This window comes from Plantibacter sp. RU18 (assembly GCF_050613355.1).
GTDB lineage: Bacteria > Actinomycetota > Actinomycetes > Actinomycetales > Microbacteriaceae > Plantibacter.
Window position 1 is genome coordinate 1719434 of the sequence record NZ_CP159618.1, and the last position, 16493, is coordinate 1735926.

15 protein-coding genes are annotated in these 16493 nt (G+C 69.3%); 8 read left to right on the forward strand and 7 right to left on the reverse strand.

What is annotated here, in order from left to right; translation table 11 throughout:
- Positions 1-263 precede the first annotated feature (263 nt).
- The 5 genes from mvk to ABMA10_RS08400 are packed head-to-tail and all read left to right on the forward strand — an operon-like array spanning position 264 to position 5781.
- Positions 264-1202 carry a mevalonate kinase gene (mvk, locus tag ABMA10_RS08380; protein WP_347870304.1) on the forward strand — a complete coding sequence of 313 codons (939 nt, stop codon included), beginning with the start codon at positions 264-266 and terminating at the stop codon, positions 1200-1202.
- Complete coding sequence (gene mvaD, locus ABMA10_RS08385; RefSeq protein ID WP_347870305.1) at positions 1199-2254, forward strand: diphosphomevalonate decarboxylase; 1056 nt, start codon at positions 1199-1201, stop codon at positions 2252-2254. Before mvk ends, mvaD begins: the two co-directional genes overlap by 4 nt.
- Positions 2251-3468, forward strand: a complete 1218-nt coding sequence (locus ABMA10_RS08390; RefSeq protein WP_431031416.1) for a phosphomevalonate kinase — start codon at positions 2251-2253, stop codon at positions 3466-3468. Before mvaD ends, ABMA10_RS08390 begins: the two co-directional genes overlap by 4 nt.
- The gene (locus ABMA10_RS08395) at positions 3465-4532 is read left to right on the forward strand and encodes a hydroxymethylglutaryl-CoA reductase (protein WP_347870307.1); all 1068 of its coding nucleotides are present in this window, start codon (positions 3465-3467) and stop codon (positions 4530-4532) included. Before ABMA10_RS08390 ends, ABMA10_RS08395 begins: the two co-directional genes overlap by 4 nt.
- A gap of 55 nt (positions 4533-4587) precedes the next feature.
- Positions 4588-5781 (forward strand): hydroxymethylglutaryl-CoA synthase, encoded by a 1194-nt coding sequence (locus tag ABMA10_RS08400; protein ID WP_347870308.1) that lies wholly within the window; start codon positions 4588-4590, stop codon positions 5779-5781.
- A 27-nt stretch (positions 5782-5808) separates the two neighbouring features.
- On the opposite strand, the gene ABMA10_RS08405 is transcribed toward ABMA10_RS08400, so the two are convergent.
- Together ABMA10_RS08405 and ABMA10_RS08410 are read right to left on the reverse strand one after the other, a co-directional pair.
- On the reverse strand, positions 5809-7893 hold the full coding sequence (locus tag ABMA10_RS08405) for an acyltransferase family protein (RefSeq protein ID WP_431031417.1): 2085 nt from the start codon (positions 7891-7893) through the stop codon (positions 5809-5811).
- Between the two features lie 190 nt (positions 7894-8083).
- A complete protein-coding gene (locus tag ABMA10_RS08410; protein ID WP_347870310.1) occupies positions 8084-9187 on the reverse strand; it encodes a VIT1/CCC1 transporter family protein in 1104 nt (367 codons plus the stop codon).
- Positions 9188-9331: 144 nt separating this feature from the next.
- Between ABMA10_RS08410 and purE the strand changes: the two genes are divergently transcribed.
- Both purE and ABMA10_RS08420 read left to right on the forward strand, forming a co-directional pair.
- Positions 9332-9853 (forward strand): 5-(carboxyamino)imidazole ribonucleotide mutase, encoded by a 522-nt coding sequence (purE, locus tag ABMA10_RS08415; RefSeq protein ID WP_347870311.1) that lies wholly within the window; start codon positions 9332-9334, stop codon positions 9851-9853.
- Positions 9850-11223, forward strand: a complete 1374-nt coding sequence (locus ABMA10_RS08420; RefSeq protein WP_347870312.1) for an LCP family protein — start codon at positions 9850-9852, stop codon at positions 11221-11223. Before purE ends, ABMA10_RS08420 begins: the two co-directional genes overlap by 4 nt.
- 77 nt (positions 11224-11300) lie before the next feature.
- Here the strand turns inward: ABMA10_RS08420 and ABMA10_RS08425 are convergent, their stop codons facing one another.
- The 3 genes from ABMA10_RS08425 to ABMA10_RS08435 are packed head-to-tail and all read right to left on the reverse strand — an operon-like array spanning position 11301 to position 13874.
- Positions 11301-12437 (reverse strand): glycosyltransferase family 4 protein, encoded by a 1137-nt coding sequence (locus ABMA10_RS08425; protein ID WP_431031418.1) that lies wholly within the window; start codon positions 12435-12437, stop codon positions 11301-11303.
- Positions 12434-13285 (reverse strand): dTDP-4-dehydrorhamnose reductase, encoded by an 852-nt coding sequence (gene rfbD, locus ABMA10_RS08430; RefSeq protein WP_414693720.1) that lies wholly within the window; start codon positions 13283-13285, stop codon positions 12434-12436. Before rfbD ends, ABMA10_RS08425 begins: the two co-directional genes overlap by 4 nt.
- A 28-nt stretch (positions 13286-13313) precedes the next feature.
- Entirely contained in the window at positions 13314-13874 is a 561-nt protein-coding gene (locus tag ABMA10_RS08435; protein WP_347870314.1) for a GtrA family protein, read from the reverse strand.
- A 102-nt stretch (positions 13875-13976) separates the two neighbouring features.
- Between ABMA10_RS08435 and ABMA10_RS08440 the strand changes: the two genes are divergently transcribed.
- On the forward strand, positions 13977-14579 hold the full coding sequence (locus ABMA10_RS08440) for a dTDP-4-dehydrorhamnose 3,5-epimerase family protein (RefSeq protein ID WP_347870315.1): 603 nt from the start codon (positions 13977-13979) through the stop codon (positions 14577-14579).
- A gap of 71 nt (positions 14580-14650) precedes the next feature.
- Here the strand turns inward: ABMA10_RS08440 and ABMA10_RS08445 are convergent, their stop codons facing one another.
- Both ABMA10_RS08445 and ABMA10_RS08450 read right to left on the reverse strand, forming a co-directional pair.
- Positions 14651-16177 (reverse strand): glycosyltransferase, encoded by a 1527-nt coding sequence (locus tag ABMA10_RS08445; protein ID WP_347870316.1) that lies wholly within the window; start codon positions 16175-16177, stop codon positions 14651-14653.
- Positions 16174-16446, reverse strand: coding sequence for a hypothetical protein (locus ABMA10_RS08450; RefSeq protein ID WP_347870317.1), 273 nt, complete (start codon positions 16444-16446; stop codon positions 16174-16176). Before ABMA10_RS08450 ends, ABMA10_RS08445 begins: the two co-directional genes overlap by 4 nt.
- Between the last annotated feature and the right edge of the window lie 47 nt (positions 16447-16493).

Genomic DNA, 16493 nt, shown 5'->3' on the forward strand with positions numbered 1-16493 from the left:
ATGAATGGAGGTGGTCCGATATTAGCCGCCCCTTACCTGTTGCTCAACACCTTGCGAGCCGTCGGACGGCTTCGCGGCGTAGGCTGGGTGTTTCCGGTACGTATGGGACGAGCCGTGAGAGCTCCGGCAGCTCCCTCAGCCTGCCCACCGTGCAGCGCCCGGGTGCGGGTCTGGGACGATGGGCGGGGAACCGCCGTCATACCAGATCGTGACCGGGCACCCGATGTGCAGCCAGCTGCACGTTTTCGGACCAGAATGGTGAGATGACGACAGAGCACACGGCGACGACCGGTCGCGGCTTCGCGCACGCGAAGGCGATCCTGCTCGGCGAACACGCCGTCGTCTACGGTGCTCCTGCGATCGCCCTGCCCATCCCGTCGCTGCGCGTCGAGGCCGCTGCCCGTCGCATCGACGGCGCGTCGATCCTCGACACGGAGATCTCACTCGGCCCGGTCGATCCAGCCGACCCGCTCGGTACCAGCGTGCTCGAGACCCTCGCCCACCTCGGTGCCGGTCCGGAGGGCGTCGAGGTCGTCGTCCGCGGCACCCTGCCCATCGGTCGTGGCCTCGGCTCCAGCGCCGCAGCGGCCAACGCCATCGTCGACGCCGTCGCCGACCTGCATGGAACCACCCTCAGCGACGCCGACCGCTTCGAGCTCGTCCAGCGCGGAGAGCGCGTCGCCCACGGCACACCGAGCGGACTCGACGCCCGCGCGACCAGCGCCTCGGTACCGGTCCTGTTCACCGCCGGGGTCGTGGAACACCCGCAGATCCGGTTCGGCGGGAGCTTCGTCGTCGCCGACACCGGCGCCCGCGGATCCACCCGACAGGCCGTCGCGGACGTGCGCGCCTTCGTCGACGCCCACCCGGAGCGCGGGCGCGCGCTGCTCGCCGAACTCGAGACGGGGACGCTCGCAGGGGTCGCCGACCTCGCTGCCGATCGTCGCGACGCCCTCGGCTCGCGCATGACCGCGGCCCAGGCCGTGCTCGACGAGCTCGGTGCAGGACACCCGGCCATCACCGCCCTCCTCGACGTCGCCACCCGGGCAGGTGCCATCGGCGCCAAACTCACCGGCGGCGGACAGGGCGGTTGCATCATCACGCTCGCGACGACCGCCGTCGACGCCGAGCGCATCTCGCAAGCCCTCCTGGAGGCCGGAGCCCTCGGCACCTGGACGATCGACGCGGAGGACTACGCGTGACCACCACCCCCACCGAACCCGCTGCGGCCGCGACGCCCGGCACAGCGACCGCGCTCGCGAACCCGAACATCGCCCTGGTGAAGTACTGGGGCAAGCGCGACGAGGCCCTCATCCTCCCGTGGACCGGGAGCCTCTCGCTCACCCTGGACGCCGCTCCCACCACGACCACCGTCCGCGTGGGTGACACCCCGGACGATGTCGTCCTGCTCGGAGGACACCCGCTCGAGGGCACCGCCCGCGACCGCGTGACGCGTTTCGTCGACCTCGTGCGTGCGCTCGCCGGCCGCGACGACCGTGTCGTCGTCGACTCCCACAATGAGATCCCGACCGGCGCAGGACTCGCCTCCTCCGCCTCCGGGTTCGCTGCGCTGGCGCTCGCCGCATCCACCGCCTTCGGCCTCGACCTGGACGCGCGGAGCCTCTCGCGTCTGGCCCGCAGAGGCTCCGGATCGGCATCGCGGTCGATCTTCGACGGCCTCGCCATCTGGCACGCCGGCCACGACGACGCGTCCTCCTTCGCGGAGGCCGTGCCGGCCCCCGGTCTCGAACTCGGCATGGTCCTGACGGTCCTCGACGCGCGAGCGAAGACGGTGTCGAGTCGAGACGGCATGCGCCGGACGGTCGCAACGTCGCCGTACTACCCGGCATGGATCGAGCGCACACCCGTCGAACTCGACGAGATGCTCGCCGCCGTGGCAGCGGCCGACTTCACCCGGGTGGGCACGATCGCCGAACGCAACGCCATGCGGATGCACGCGACCATGCTCGGTGCAGAGCCGCCGGTGCGGTACTGGAACCCCGCGAGCGTCGAACTCCTCGACCTCGTGGCAAACCTCAGAGCCGATGGCCTCGAATGCTATGCGACGATGGACGCCGGCCCGAACGTGAAGATCCTCTGCCAGGCGGCCGAGGTCGACCGGTTGGCGGCTCGGGTCACCGAAGCACGACCGGAGATCGGCGTCATCCCCGCCAGAGCCGGACGGGGCGCGAGGCTCACCACCTCGGAGCCCGCTGGATCGGTGGGCGAGCAGACAACGGAAGGAGCGCGATGATCGAGATCAAGGCGCCAGGCAAGCTCTTCGTCGCAGGCGAGTACGCCGTCGTCGAGCCGGGGCACCCCTCCATCCTCGTCGCCGTCGATCGATGCGTGACCGTGCGTCTGAGAGCGAGCGAGCACGAGGGTCGCATCTTCTCCGACCAGTACGGGCGGGCACCGATCATCTGGCGGCGGGACCGCAACGGCGTCGTCGTCGATCACGAGGAACGCCCACTCGACCACGTCCTGTCCGCCGTGAGCACGATGGAGACCCTCGTCGCCGAACTCGGCGTCGCTCCGAAGTTCTCCGCACTGTCGATCACGAGCGAACTGGATGACGCGAGCGGTCGCAAGTTCGGCCTCGGCTCGAGCGCCGCCGTGACCACCGCGACGGTCCGGGCACTCGACGAGTTCTACCAGCTCGACCTCACGAGGACGCAGATGTTGAAGCTCGCGATCCTCGCCACGATCGACGTCGCTCCGGCTGCGTCCGGTGGCGACCTGGCCGCGAGCATGTTCGGTGGCTGGTTGCGGTACACCTCGCCGGATCGTGCGCGGCTGCGGGAACTCCGGCACCAGTCGGGGGTCCTCGCGGCACTGCGCGACCCGTGGGCCGAGCTCGGGCTGGAGCGTCTGTCGCCGCCGACCTCCCTGCGGCTCCTCGTCGGTTGGACCGGCGAACCTGCATCCACCACTCGTCTCGTCGACGAGCTCCAGTCGCGCAAGTGGGCGGAGAGCGCCCACTACACGGCGTTCCTGGCGGCGAGCCGCGCTGCCGTCGACGCCCTGACCATCGGTCTCAACGACGACGATCCGGCGTTCGTCCTCGGGGCCGTCCGCTCCGCTCGTGCGACGCTCGCCGGCCTCGGCCGGGATGCCGGCGTCGACATCGAGACCGCGGCGCTGGCCCAGCTCTGCGATGCGGCGGAACGTCTCGGTGGCGCCGCGAAGTCCTCCGGTGCCGGCGGCGGCGACTGCGGGATCGCCTTCATCGGACAATCCGTGTCGACCGCGGAACTCGAGGACGACTGGGCCGCGAACGGCATCGAGCGCCTGCCGCTCACCGTCCATCCACCGACCGGCCTCATCGACGCAGCACACAGCCCCTGGGGACCGGCCGAGATCAGTCGCACGGACGACCGCGCCGTCGAATCCATCAGGTCCACCTTCGCTCAGCCCTTCGCCGAGCAGCACGACGCCCGCCGCGGCGGAACGGAACACGACGCATGAACATGGATCCAGACGACGTCGCACCCGTCCCACTGAAGTGGATCGGTCCGCTGCACCTCAGCGGCAACGTCATGACCGGCGAGCAGGAGGTTCCGCTCGCCACCTACGAGAGCCCGCTGTGGCCGTCGGTGCGCCGCGGCGCCCGCATCTCCTCGATGGTGCCCGGCGGAATCCGCGCGACGCTCATCGATGAGCGTATGAGCCGCTCCGTGCTGTTCGAGGTCGACTCGGCTGGCGACGCCCTCCAGGCGCTCCGCGAGATCGAGCGCAGCCTCCCCGAGCTCCAGGCCGTCGTCGCCCAGTCGAGCAGGTTCGCCGAACTCATCGAGATCAACTCGCAGATCGCGGGCAATCTCCTCTTCCTGCGGCTCGAGTTCCGTACCGGCGACGCCTCCGGCCACAACATGGTCACGCTCGCCTCCGATCGACTCATGCCGTACATCATGGAGCGCTGGCCACAGCTGCGCTACGGGTCGATCTCCGGGAACTACTGCTCGGACAAGAAGGCGACCGCCGTCAACGGCATCCTCGGTCGGGGCAAGAACGTCGTCACCGAGATGACCATCCCACGCGCCATCGTCGAGAGGTTCCTGCACACGACGCCCGAGCAGATCGTGCAGCTGAACGTCCGCAAGAACCTCGTCGGCACGATCCTCGCCGGTGGTCTGCGTAGCGCCAACGCGCACTATGCCAACATGCTGCTCGCGTTCTACCTCGCGACCGGCCAGGACGCCGCGAACATCGTCGAGGGTTCGCAGGGCGTCACGCACGCCGAGGTCCACGACGGCGACCTGTACTTCTCGTGCACGCTCCCGAACCTCATCGTCGGAACCGTCGGCAACGGCAAGGGTCTCGGGTTCGTCGAGCAGAACCTCGCCCGGCTCGGCTGCCGGGAGGATCGCGAATCCGGTGCGAACGCTCGTCGTCTCGCCGTCCTGTGCGCTGCCGCCGTCTGGTGCGGGGAACTGTCCCTGCTCGCGGCGCAGACCAACCCCGGCGAACTCATGGCCGCCCACCTGAAGCTCGAGCGCACCGCGCCGTCCGCATCGAACGCCCAGTCCTGACCCCACCGCACCGGGGGACCGGTGCACCCCGAAGCTCGAACGGAGCACCCAGCACGTGACCGCATCATCGTCCAGCATCCCAGTCGTCGGTATCGAGGACATCGCCTTCGCGACCGGCGCGAACCGCATCGACCTCGCCGAGCTCGCCGCCCGGTTCGGTGTCGAGCCGGCGAAGTACTACGTCGGTCTCGGGCAGAGCGAGATGAGCGTTCCCGCGGCCGACGAGGACATCGTCACCATGGCGGCCGCGGCGGCCGCCCCGATCATCGAGCGCCATGGCACTGAGCGGCTCCGCACGGTGCTGTTCGCAACCGAGTCCGGCATCGACCAGTCGAAGGCCGCCGGCGTGTACGTGCACCGTCTTCTCGGGCTGCCGCAGGCCGTCCGCGTCGTCGAGCTGAAGCAGGCCTGCTACTCGGCGACCGCTGCGCTGCAGTTCGCGGCTGCGCTCGTCGCCCGCACGCCGGGCGAGACGGTGCTCGTGATCGCGAGCGACGTGGCCCGGTACGAGCTCCACTCGAACGCCGAGCCGACGCAGGGCGCCGGAGCGGTCGCGATGCTCGTCGCCGCAGACCCCGCGATCCTCGAGCTCGAGACGCCGACCGGTGTCTACACCCAGGACGTCATGGACTTCTGGCGGCCGAACCACAGCGCGACGGCGATCGTCGACGGCAAGCTGTCGATCTCGGCGTACCAGAACGCGATCGAGGGCGCCTGGGAGGACTTCCGGTCTCGCGGTGGGGCCTCGTTCGAGGAGATCGACCACTTCTGCTACCACCAGCCGTTCACGAAGATGGCGATCAAGGCGCACCGGCACCTCGCGAAGGTGACCGGGTCCGAGCTGACGCAGGCCGAGCTCGACGCGCAGATCGAGCCGACGACCGGGTACAACCGCGTCATCGGCAACAGCTACACCGCGTCCGTGTACCTCGCGCTGCTCGCACTCCTCGACAGCGGGCTCGATCTCGCCGGTGAACGCATCGGCTTCCTCAGCTACGGTTCGGGAGCCGTCGCGGAGTGCTTCAGCGGTATCGTCCGTTCCGGCTACCGGGACGCGCTCCGGAGTGACGGCAACCGTGGACTGCTCGACGCACGCACCGTCATCGACGATGCACGGTATCTGCAGCTGCTCACCGATGCGGCCTCGGCGGACGTGCACGACTCGTTGCGCCCCCGGGAGACCACCGCGCCCTTCCGCTTCGGCGGAGTCGTCGCCGACCAGCGCCAATACGAACCAACCCCTGCCTGAAGCCAGCGCGGTGCGCTGGACCGGCACTCACGGACGGGCGGTCGCCTGCTCGATGGCTTCGACGAGGATGGGTGCGAGCGTTCGCGACCAGGTCGCCGTGATGTGGTGCAGGTCGCGGTAGACCAGTACATGGCCGACCGCGGGTGAGCAGGTGCCGGCCGGACAGTAGAGCTCACCGAGGTCGATCACGGGAACCGCGCCGTCCGTCATCGCCGCGGCAGCGGTGTTCAGATCGAACGTCGGGTACGCCGCAGTCACGGGGAACGCGCACGCCCCGTCGAGCAGCTCGGCGGCGCTCGTCCGGTCGACGCAGGCGGCTGCGGTGACGGGCACCCGCGGATTGTCCCGCAGCACGACGATCGACGTCCCGCGTTCGAGCACTGGTCGCCAGGCCGCCAGGGTCGCTGTCCGGATCGCGGCCTGTTCCGCGACAGACGTCTCATCGGGGCTCTTCGACGTGACGAGGACGATGTCGTACGCCCGACCGCCCGTGAACGCCCGCTGCAGGATGGTGCGCCGAGCAGAGCAGGCCTCTGAGTCGTCCACCGCGGGCTCCCGCCATTCGCACCCTTTGCCGACGTAGACGTCGAGCCGCCAATTGCGCTCCTGGAGCTGATCGGTCAGCCCCGGGATGAGCATCGTCGCGTGTGAGTTCCCGGTGATGGCGACCCGCACGGCGTCTGCACGTTCCGAGCCGAACGAACATCCCGGGAAGTCCGTGGCGTCTGCGGCGGCCGAGCAGCGGAACGTGTCGCCGGTGTCCTCGGTCCGGACGGCGAGCGGCGGGAGGAGCTCGTCGGCCAGCCTCGGATTGCTGCACTCGCGCGTGAGGGCGGCGGCTGCACCGAAGCACGGCTCCTGGCTCTGCACGTAGGCGTCGACGGTGGCGGTCAAATCCTGCTCCTGCACGCGGACACTCGCGAGGCCGATCAGCGGGATGCAGAGGACGATCGCCGTCGCACCGGCGGCGACGGTGAACGTGCGGCGTGGCCGTGCTCCGGCGAGCTTCGGTGCCCGGCGAACGGGATCCTCGATGAAGTGTCTGGTCGTCGCTGCCAGGACGATCGACAGCGCAAGGACGGCTATCGACTCCGGCCAGCCCGGAGGTCGCCCGAGGAGCATTGGCGCGAACACGATGACAGGCCAGTGCCAGAGGTACAGCGAGTACGAGGTGTCTCCGAAGAAGTTCGACAGACGCCCGCGGGCGATGGTCGTCACGGACCACCGGTGCGTCGACGACCCGCCCGCGATGACCAGCAGCGTTCCGACCACGGGCACGACTGCGGCGATCCCCGGGAACGGTGTGTCGCCCGTGTACATGAGCACGCTGGTGGCGAGCAGGACGAGCCCGAGGAATCCGGCACCTGTCCGCCACCGGTCGCGGTGGACGAGCACGGCGGGCCCGATCAGCGCGAGCAGCCCGCCGGCCGCGAACTCCCATGCGCGGGTCGGGGTGACGAAGTATGCGGGGGCCGGCGCACTGGACGTGACGGCGATCGACGTGACGAGCGATGCGATTCCGATAACGCTGAGCGCCAGGGTGAGGACCTGTCGCAGCTCGAGCCGGCCGGCCCGGCGCGTGGCGGCGGTGCACACCACCACGACCAGCGGCAGCGCGAGGTAGAACTGCTCCTCGACGGAGAGCGACCAGAAGTGCTGTACGGGCGACGCCGCACTGCCCTCGGCGAGGTAGTCGACAGAGCTCGCCGCGAGGAACCAGTTCTCCCACGAGGTCGCGCTCGCGACCGTCTCGGTGAAGAACTGCGCCCAGCTCGTCGGCGGTGCCAGCCTCCAGATGAGGAGGGCGGTGACGGCCAGGACGAGCAGCGCGGCTGGGAGCAGCCGACGGATCCGGCGCGCCCAGAACGCCGCGAGATCGATGCGACCGGTCGTCGTCGCCTGCCGCACGAGGTGACCGGTGATGAGGTAGCCGCTGATGACGAAGAAGACGTCGACGCCGACGTAGCCGCCCGGCAGCGCGCTCGCGGACAGGTGGAAGACGACGACCGAGAGGACGGCGATCGCCCGGAGCAGTTGGATGTCCGGTTGCAGCCGAGGCATGGAGCCGAGTGCCGTGTCGCTCGGGACGGTCCGGTGCTGCAGCTGCGTCACACGTGTTCCCCTGGCCTGTCCGAGTCGACGACGGTGCACGTCGGCGCGTGCGTCGGACGCCGAGCCGGCGCGACGACGGCCCCAGCGTAGTCACCGGGGGTTACGCGTTCGTGGACACGGGATGACGTCTGGGCTACGGCCGTTCGGGGGAGGGCGGCTGATAGAGGGGGATGCCGCCCGAGCGCGCGCCCTACCCGACGTTCGCGCCGAACAACAGGCCGAGGAGGTAGGTCGCCGCAGCAGCCCCGTAGCCGATCGCGAGCTGGCGGAGCGCTCGACGCAGGGGCGGCCCCCCGGAGAGCAGCCCGACGACGGCGCCAGTGCCGAGGAGGGCGATACCGACGAGCAGCGCCGCGACAAGCAGCGCGGCGAGGCCCTGGAGTCCGAGCAGGTACGGCAGCACGGGGATGATGGCGCCTGAGGCGAAGAAGCAGAAGCTCGAGAGTGCCGCGCCGAAGCCGGTACCGATCGCCTCGTGGTCGATCGCGGTGCGAGCCTCCGCCTGATAGGTGCCGGCGCCGACTCGAGCGAGGACGTCGGCGGCATGCGTCTCCGCCTCGGCCGCTTCCATCCCGCGCGCGCGGTAGACCAGAGCGAGTTCGTTGGCGTCGACGTCGAGGTGGGGGAGAGCCTCGTCCGCCGCAGGGTTCGGGCTGGAGGCTTCGAGCAGCTCTCGTTGCGAGCGCACGGAGACGTACTCGCCGGCACCCATCGACAGCGCGCCAGCGAGGAGCCCGGCGAGACCGGCGGCGAGCACGACGCCGTTGCCGACCCCGGTGGCGCTCATGCCGATGACCAGAGCGAGGTTGGAGACGAGCCCGTCGTTCGCGCCGAAGACCGCCGCGCGGAAGGTCCCGGAGAGGCGGTTGCGACCGCGCGCGGCGAGTCCGCGGACGACCTCCTCATGGATCTGCTCGTCGGCGGCCATCGTCTCGGTCGCCGCGGCATCGGTCGCGTAGGGCGACCGTGCCTCGGCGCGCTGGACCAGCGCAAGGACGAAGACCGAACCGAAACGCCTCGCGAGCCAGCCGAGCGCCCTGGTGCGCAGGTCGCCCCGCTGCGGCTTCCCGACCTCGTCGCCGAGGAGGGCGACCCAGTGCGATTCATGCCGTTTCTCGGCGTCCGCGAGGGCCAGGAGGATCTCGCGTTCCTCGCCGGTGCGCCGCCCGGCGAGATCGCGGTAGACGGCGGCCTCTGCACGTTCGTCGGCGAGGTACCCGCGCCACGTGCGGACTTCGCGCGGGGTCGGCGGATCCTGGCGAGGTGCGGATCCATCAGTGGTCGAAGTGTTCACCCGTCGATTCTCTCAGCATCCTGCCAAGCAGGCCGAGACCACGCGACGCACCCCACGGACTGGGGCCTCGTCGCACAGCACCTGTCCGGCAGCTGCGGTGCGTCATGAGCGGATCTTCAGGCACACCGATCTACGATGGTGCTCATGCCCGAGAACTCTGCCGTGCCCCAGGACGCCCCGCCGCTCGTCGGAGTCGTCATGGGCTCGGATTCCGACTGGAACGTCATGAGCGACGCAGCACAGCTGCTCCGCGAGTTCGGCGTGCCGTTCGAGGTCGAGGTGCTCTCGGCCCACCGCACGCCCGAGAAGATGATCGCGTACGGCAAAACAGCGCACGCCCGCAGCCTGAAAGTCATCATCGCCGGCGCGGGTGGCGCGGCCCACCTGCCTGGCATGCTCGCCTCGGTGACCACGCTGCCGGTCATCGGTGTCCCCGTCCCCCTCTCGCGTCTGGACGGTCTGGACTCCCTGCTGTCCATCGTGCAGATGCCTGCCGGTGTGCCCGTCGCCACCGTCTCGATCGGTGGGGCGAAGAACGCCGGTCTCATCGCCGTGAAGGTCCTCGCAACCGCGGACGATGCGCTGCAGACGGCGCTCGTCGCCTACGCTGAATCGCTCGCCGCCTCCGTCGAGGAGAAGAACCGGAAACTCAAAGCCCAGCTATGACGAGTGCAGCCACCGCCGCGAAACCGATCCGGTACCCCGACACCCGCTCTCGCGAGGTGATGACCAAGCGCGCCTGGTGGCTCGTCCTGCTCAACCTGTTCATCCCCGGATCGGCTCAGGTCCTCGCCGGCAACCGGAAGCTGGGTCGGTTCGGCCTCGGCTTCACGCTCGTGCTGTGGCTCCTCGTGGTCGTCGCGATCGCACTGATGTTCCTTGCGCGCGAGGTGCTGTTCACCCTTGCCACGAACCCGATCGCCCTCACCGCGGCGCAAGTGGTCCTGGTCGCATACGCCATCCTCTGGGTGGTGCTGACGCTCGACACCCTGCGGTTGGTGCGGCTGGTGAAGGCCTCGCCGAACGCGAGGCTCGGCGTCGCGCTGTTCACGACGCTCGCGATGGTGCTGGTCGCCGGTGGCGCGGGCTACGGCGCTGTCGTCGCCGGGGCGACCCGCGGGTCGATCTCGTCCATCTTCGGGAACACCGGCCCCTCGGAGCCGCCCGTCGACGGGTACTACAACATCCTCCTGCTGGGCGGAGACGCTGGCCCCGACCGCGAGGGCATGCGTCCTGACAGCATGTCGGTCGTGAGCGTCAACGCCGAGACCGGCCAGGCGACGACGATGTCGATGCCCCGCGACCTCGTCGACATCCCGTTCCCCGAGGGCAGCGAGATGTCCTCCATCTACCCCGATGGCTACAACGACTCGTGCGACGTCGACGTCTGCCAGCTGAACTCCATCTACACCGAGATCGAGCTGAAGAACCCTGAACTCTTCCCCAACGCGACCGCTGAGGGCAGTGAGCCTGGCATCGAAGCGATGAAGCAGGCTGCGGAGGGCATCACCGGTCTCCACATCCAGTGGTATGTCCTGATCGACATGTACGGCTTCGCGACGCTCATCGACACGCTCGGCGGCGTCGACATCGACGTCAAGGAGCGACTGCCGATGGACGGCGACGCGGACCTCGAGAACGTGACGAAGTGGATCGAGCCCGGCGAGCAGCACATGGACGGCTGGACGGCCCTCATGTATGCGCGGTCGCGGCACTCCACGAGCGACTACGACCGCATGGAGCGTCAGCACGTGCTCCAGACGGCGATGCTCAAGCAGTTCAGCCCGACGACGGTCCTCTCACGGTTCCAGGACGTCGCGGCGGCCGGTAGCGACGTGGTGAAGACCGACGTGCCCCAGGGCATGCTCGGGTACTTCGTGAACCTTGCGCTGAAGACCAAGGACCTCCCGATCAACTCGCTGCAGTTCGTGCCGCCGACGATCGACCCGGAGGATCCCGACTACACGGTCATCCACCAGATGGTCCAGGACCAGCTGTTCCCGCCGACGCCATCCGCCGACCCCGACGCCGGCTGAACCGAGCTATCCCGCTCGCCGAGCTTGTCGAGGTGCCACCACCACAACGACCATGGCCGTGAGGTGTGACGCGGACGTCAGATCTCGGCGTGCAGCTGCCAGACTCGCTCGGCGGAGTCACGCCAGCTGAAGGCCTGTTCGCGGTCCATGCCGAGGATCCGGAGGCGCGCGAGGCGTTCGCTGTCCCCGATGACGTCGTTGATGGTGGCGATGAGGCGGTCTGCGTAGCCCTTCGCGCCTGATTCGACGACGACTCCAGCACCTCCACCGACCTCGACGAGCGCCGGGACGTCCGAGTGGATGACCGGAGTGCCGAAGCGGAACGCCTCGACGAGTGGCAGACCGAAGCCCTCAGCCAGGCTCGGGTAGACGAGCGCGGTCGCCCGATCCAGCACGACCGCGAGGTCTGCATCGTCGAGGACACCGAGCGCGCGCACCCGGCCCTCGGGCAGGCCCGCTTCGTCGGCAACCTGCGCCAGTGTGACGTCGCCCCAGCTGTCGGTTCCCACGATCAGGAGCGGGATCTCCGGGGCGCCCGGGCGGCCGAGTCCGGTGATGAGCTCGGTGATGCCCCGGCGAGGGTCGAGCGATCCGACGGAGACGAGGTATTCGGGCGGCAGGTCGAGCGTCCGTGCGCGGCCGTCGGCGTCGGTCGGGATGGCGAGCGTCGATGCCGCAGCGCCGCCGATCACACGGACGCGGTCGCCGAGCTCGACGATCTGTCGCAGCTCGTCTGCGACCGCGTGTGTCGGTACGACGATCGCGTCGGCGTGTTTCCGAGCGCGCTTCACCATGGCCTTCTGCCACGCGACCGACATCGGTGTGAGCGACGCGGGGTGCGACCAGGCGAGGGTGTCGTGGACGGTGACGACGATCTGGTTGCCGTCGTTGATGCGGTCGTGGCGACTGAGCGGAGCGAGCAGCCCCGGCGCGTGCACCATGCCGGTCGCGGCGCCGGGCGCCACGATGCCGAGCTGCCACGCCGCACTCAGTTCGCGGCGGGGGAGCGTGGTGCGATGCAGTGTGGAGAGGCCAGGCAGCTTCGCTTCGAGGAGGTCGATCTTCTCCTTCGGCACCGCCGAGACGATGCCCTCGACGTCGCAGCCGGCCGGTGCGCTCGCGATGATCTCGCGGGTGAGTTCCTCGGAGTAGCGTCCGACGCCTCCGATGACGGGTGCAACGATCTGGTCGACGACGACCCGGAGCGTGGTCACGCTGCCGTGACGACGCCGTGCTGCGCCGCTGCGTCGAAGGCCTCGCGCCAGTCGCGCATCGGCGCGAGTCCGGCTGCCGTCCACGCGTGGTGACCGAGGACCGAGTACGCGGGGCGCGGTGCCGGACGGACGAAGGCAGAGCTGTCGGTGGGGGAGACGCGGGCGGGGTCTGCGCCGACGGCGGTGAAGACGGCCTGGGCGAACTCGTACCAGGAGGCCTCTCCGGCGTTGGTGCCGTGGTACACACCGGCGGGAGCATCCGAGTCGAGCAGGACGACGATCTGCGCCGCGAGATCGGCGGTCCACGTGGGCTGGCCGAGCTGGTCGGTGACGACCGCCGGGTCGACACCGTTCGCCGCGAGCTTCGCCATCGTCGCGGCGAAGTTCGGGCCGTTCTTGCCGTAGAGCCATGCGGTGCGGACGATGTACGCACCGTCGGGGTGTTCGGCGAGGACGGCGCGCTCGCCGTCGGCCTTCGTGCGGCCGTAGGCGCTGATCGGCGCCAGTTCGTGGTCTTCCTGGTACGGCGTCGTGGCTGAGCCGTCGAAGACGTAGTCGGTCGACACTTGGATCAGCTTCGCGCCGGCCTCGCGCGCGGCGATGGCGAGGTTGCGGGCGCCAGTCGCGTTGACGGCCGCCGCATCGTCCTCGTGCGACTCGGCGTCGTCGACCTTCGTGTACGCGGCGGCGTTGATGACGGCCGAATGACCGGCGACAGCGGCACGGACTGCGTCGAGATCGGTCACGTCGAGTTCGGCGCGGCCGAGGGCCGTGACCTCGCGACCCGTGAGGGCCTCCTGCAGGTCGTGGCCGAGCATGCCGGAAGCGCCGGTGATCAGGTACGTCAAGATTGGGGTCCTCTCGGGGGTGACTCCTTTATCGTACCTGGCCGTCCGGGGAAGCAGCTGGCGCTGACGGGCCCGTGGGCGGCTCTTCGAAGATCGTGCGTTGCGCCTCCTCGGCCCGCGCGCGGTTCGCGAGTCCGTCGGAACGGTGGTGGCCGTAGACCCAGAATCGGTACAGGAAGAAGCGGAAGAGTGTCCCGAGGCCGAGCCCGATGACGTTGGAGGCGATGTTGTCTGCCAGCAGCGAGGTGAATCCGAGCACGTAGTGGCTCACGAAGAGGCAAGCGACGGCGATACCCATGCCGCCCAGCGAGACGATGACGTACTCGCCCAGTTCCAGGATGAAGTTCTTCCGCCGATGCTCTCGGAAGGTCCAGTACCGGTTGCCGATCCAGTTGAAGACGATCGCCACCGACACGCTGATGATCTTCGCGCCGATCGGAGACTGCGCGAAGTGGTCGTTGCCGAAGACACCGACCCGAAGAGCGTTGAACACCGCGACGTCGAGGCCGAAACCGATGAGGCCGACGACGCCGAACTTGAGCGCGTAAGCGGCGACGCCGTCCCAGAGGCGGCGGAGCAGGGAGATCATGGCGAGCCGTTCTGTACGCGGACAATCGATTATGCCGGAGGAGACTGGTCGACGACGCCCCGGGATCGCCCTCGATCAGCCTCCTCTTGGTAGACTCCCCGGGTGCAGATCCGTGAACTGAACGTCCCCGACAGCTATGAGATCACCCCGAAGCAGTTCGGCGACGACCGAGGCGTGTTCCTCGAGTGGTACCGCTTCGACAAGCTCGAAGAGGCTTCCGGACGCTCCATCAAGCTGGCGCAGTCGAACACATCCGTCTCGAAACGCGGCTCGGTGCGGGGCATCCACTTCGCCGACATCCCGATCGGTCAGGCGAAGTACGTCACGGCGACCCGTGGCGCGGTGCTCGACTACGTGATCGACATCCGTGTGGGCTCACCCACCTTCGGCCAGTGGGACTCTGTGCTCCTCGACGACACCGAGCGTAAAGCGATCTTCATCTCCGAGGGGCTCGGACACTGCTTCGTCGCGCTCACGGACGACGCGACGGTTAGCTACCTCGTGACCGACGTCTACCGTCCCGACCGCGAGCACGGTATCAACCCGCTCGACGAGCAGGTCGGTCTCGTCCTCCCGCCGGAGGCCGGGACGCCGCTGCTCTCTCCGAAGGACACCGAGGCTCCCGGTCTCGCCGAAGCTGCGGCCGCCGGCCTGCTGCCGACCTGGGACGACGCCCGCGCCTTTTACGCCACGCTACGCGGCTGAGCGTCCCTGCGCGGCTGAGCGCGGCCCCGGGCGGCTCGGGCGACCGTCGGCCGTGCCCGTCCAGCCCGTCCCTACGGGATGTACGGGTCGTCGGTCGGATCGCCCCAGCGGGCGAACAGTCCCGTAACCTGCTCGTCGGCGGTGCCGGCATCCTCGAGCTCTCGGTCGACGACCGCCTCGGCTGACGCCGACCACAGGACACGTCGCCCGAGCGTCGCGAACTTCCAACCGAGGTCGAGGTCGGCGGTCTCGCCGCTCAGGGCCTCGTTCCAACCGCCGACGGATTCGAATCCCATCCGATCGACCGCAACGAGCATAGCTGAAACGGCGCTCACCTCTCGGTCCACGACGAGGGCGTTGGCCTCTCCGGCAGCGTCGGCGTCCCGGCCCGAGTACGGGCGACGGTAGTCGCCCCGGGCGTACCGGAATCCGGCATGCAGGATGCGTCCTGAGGTGTCCAGCAGGCGTGCGCCCACCGCACCGACGTCAGGCTGCGACAGTGGTCCGGTGAGGTTGGCCAGGGAGTCGTCCGCGACCGACTCGAGCATGGTGTCGACGAAGACGACCACGTCCGACGTGCTGTGGGAGAACCCGATGTTGCGAGCGGCGGACGGGGCGTCGACCGGTGCGGGAACGAGCACGCGACGGGACGTCGGGGTCTCGTCGAGACGCTGGAGCGCAGCCTCCGACACGGCAGGTCCGTGGACGACGACGAGTTCGACATCGGTGTCGACCCCGGTGGCCAGGGCGTGGACTGCACCGGCCGCACGCTGTGCATCCGTGTCGTCGTCGATGCACAGCACGAGGGAGACCGCGGCGGGCACCGACCAGACGACGCGATAGGTGCCCGGGAGGTGACCAGGCTCGGCCACCCCGGCGAGCTGTCGGCGACGGACCGCATCCGACACCGCGCGCAATCCGGCGTCCCAGGCGTAGTCCTTCTCGCGGACGTCGATCGCGGTCGAGCCGGCGGTCGCTCGCCAGTGGTACAGGACCTCGCCGAGGTGCGTGATGTTTCGAGCGCGCTCGGTGACACGCAGGATCGCGTCGTGGTCCTGCGAGCCGTCGTACTCGGAGCGGAACCCTCCCACTTCACGCAGGAGCGTGGTCCGGATGATCGACACATGGGAGGTGTACATCTGGGACAGGAGTCGGGCCGGTGACCAGGTCGGCTTGGCGAAGGTGCCGGACAGTGCGCCCTCCTCATCGATCTTGTCCTCGTCCGAGTAGAGGTAGTCGACTGTTTCGTCCGCGGCGATCGCGTCCGCCGCGACCGCAAGGGCTGCGGGGGACAGGGCGTCGTCGTGGTCGACGAGGACGACGAACGTCCCCGCGGCGGACTCGAGGCCGGTGTTCGTCGCTGCGGAGATGCGGCCGTTGGTCGACCGGCGGATCACGGTGATACGAGGGTCGAGGTCCTGGACCGCCGTGAGCGCCTCGATGGTCTCAGCGGACGTCGAGCAGTCGTCGACGAGCAGGAGCTCCCAGTCGGCCGAACGCTGGGCGAGGACGGAGTCCACCATCTCTCGGAGCTGAACGGGGTCCGTGTCGAAGACCGGCGTGATGATCGAGAATAGCGGGGAGCCGGCCGGGCTCACCGACGTCGCCTCCGCACCCGGTCGATCGGTCGGAGCACCGCATCACCGACGCGCCATCGCGTCGAGGCGGTGTACTCGGCGATGAGACGCGCGACGTCCGCAGCGTGTGCACGCTGCTCGGCGGCGAGCGAGTCGCGCAGCTCCGCGATGGTGAGCTCGGCCTGCGCACGCTCGGCGCGGGCGCCCGCCAGGGCGTCGTTCGCCTGGAGCAGGCGGTGCCGGACGTCGGGTTCGGGTGTGTGCGGTGGTGGTGCGGCGTCTTCGGTCACGTCGGCATCTCCTCCAGTGGTCGGTGCCGCACCAGACTACCCGACGG

Coding starts and splice junctions, on each gene's coding strand:
- mvk (WP_347870304.1), top strand. CDS start 264: ATGACGACAGAGCACACGGCGACGACCGGTCGCGGCTTCGCGCACGCG.
- ABMA10_RS08390 (WP_431031416.1), top strand. CDS start 2,251: ATGATCGAGATCAAGGCGCCAGGCAAGCTCTTCGTCGCAGGCGAGTAC.
- ABMA10_RS08395 (WP_347870307.1), top strand. CDS start 3,465: ATGAACATGGATCCAGACGACGTCGCACCCGTCCCACTGAAGTGGATC.
- purE (WP_347870311.1), top strand. CDS start 9,332: ATGCCCGAGAACTCTGCCGTGCCCCAGGACGCCCCGCCGCTCGTCGGA.
- ABMA10_RS08420 (WP_347870312.1), top strand. CDS start 9,850: ATGACGAGTGCAGCCACCGCCGCGAAACCGATCCGGTACCCCGACACC.
- ABMA10_RS08435 (WP_347870314.1), bottom strand. CDS start 13,874: ATGATCTCCCTGCTCCGCCGCCTCTGGGACGGCGTCGCCGCTTACGCG.